The following is a 1,314-nucleotide window of genomic DNA, read 5'->3' as shown; positions in this document are numbered from 1 at the left end:
GCGGCAACGGCGCGCCGGCTGGCCAAGGACGGTTTCGAGGTGGTGTGCGCCGCGCGGCGGCGTGAGCGCATCGAGGCCCTCGCGCAGGAGGTCTCGGGCCGCGCGGTGGTCTGCGACGTCACCTCCGCGCAGGACGTCGCGGCGCTGGCGGACGCGGTCGGGCCACGGCTGGAGCTGTTGGTCAACAACGCGGGCGGCGCGATCGGTCTCGAGCCGGTGGCCGAGGCCGACCTGGACGACTGGCGCACCATGTTCGAGACCAACGTGCTCGGGGTGGTGGCGGTGACCAAGTCTCTGCTGCCCGCTCTGCTCGCGGCCGACGGGTCCGGACAGGTCGTCGTGCTCGGCTCGACCGCCGGCCAGACGGCATACGAGGGCGGTGGTGGCTACGTCGCGGCGAAGTTTGCCGTGCGGTCGGTCGTGGACATGCTGCGGCTGGAGCTGGTCGACCAACCGGTCCGCATCTGCGAGGTCGCGCCGGGAATGGTGCGTTCGGAGGGTTTCTCGCTCACCCGGTTCCGGGGCGACGAGAAGCGTGCGGAGGCCGTCTATGCCGGCGTGGCCGAACCGTTGACCTCCGAGGACGTCGCCGACTGCATCGCGTGGATCGCCTCTCGCCCGGCGCACGTCAACATCGACCGGCTGACCGTGCGACCGCGTGCCCAGGCAGCCAACCACAAGGTCCACCGGGAGACCTGACGGCCACGGCCCCGTCGGACGGCCGGCCCTGTCGGGTGCCACTGCCGCGGTGGCGTGGCAGCATCGGTGGAATGCACGCCTCGGTCGCCACCGTGCTCGACGAGATCGCCGTCGAACACGGCCGAGAGTATGCCGCGGCAGCCCGCCAGGCATGGGGTGAGCTCACCGACGACGGCGGCCCCGAGGACGTCAGCCAGTACTCGCTGCAGGTCTTCTGCTGGGCGGCGACCGTGCGGCGCCACGAGGATCCCGCCGACCGGGTGCGGTGGGTGCAGGCACTGTCGGAGCTGCTGCGGCGGCTCGGACTGCACCGCTACTCCGAGATCGCGTGGGGGCCGGGCACGCGCGAGCTGCTGGAGGCGGCCCGATCGGATGCCGATGGTGGCCGGTCGACCTACAACCGGCTGATGCGAGAGGCCGGCGTGCTCCCCGCCGACACCGAGATGCTGACGTGGGGCACCGCCCACGGGCCGGTGGAGGGGGGACTGATCCGCCGGGTCGCCGACACCATCGAGCTGGCCTCGGTGACCGGTGCGGTCCAGCCCGGCCGCCGCACCGCCGGACGCGACCGGCGCCAGGTGACGCGAGAGGTGCTGCTCGCGCCGTCCCCGGGCG

Annotated in this window: 2 protein-coding genes; both read left to right on the top strand. The window is 73.1% G+C overall.

Annotated features, from left to right (window positions below):
* Positions 1-699, top strand: a 699-nt coding sequence (locus FRW57_RS21685; protein ID WP_203230483.1) for an SDR family NAD(P)-dependent oxidoreductase, incomplete at its 5' end; no start/stop codon positions are given.
* A 71-nt stretch (positions 700-770) separates the two neighbouring features.
* Positions 771-1,314 (top strand): hypothetical protein (locus FRW57_RS21680; RefSeq protein ID WP_203230482.1); only part of this gene is annotated, 544 nt, incomplete at its 3' end.

It is taken from the genome of Segeticoccus rhizosphaerae (assembly GCF_009192725.1).
Taxonomy (GTDB): domain Bacteria; phylum Actinomycetota; class Actinomycetes; order Actinomycetales; family Dermatophilaceae; genus Segeticoccus; species Segeticoccus rhizosphaerae.
The sequence above is the reverse complement of the archived record's forward strand: the minus strand, read 5'-3'. Positions and strand labels throughout refer to the sequence as shown.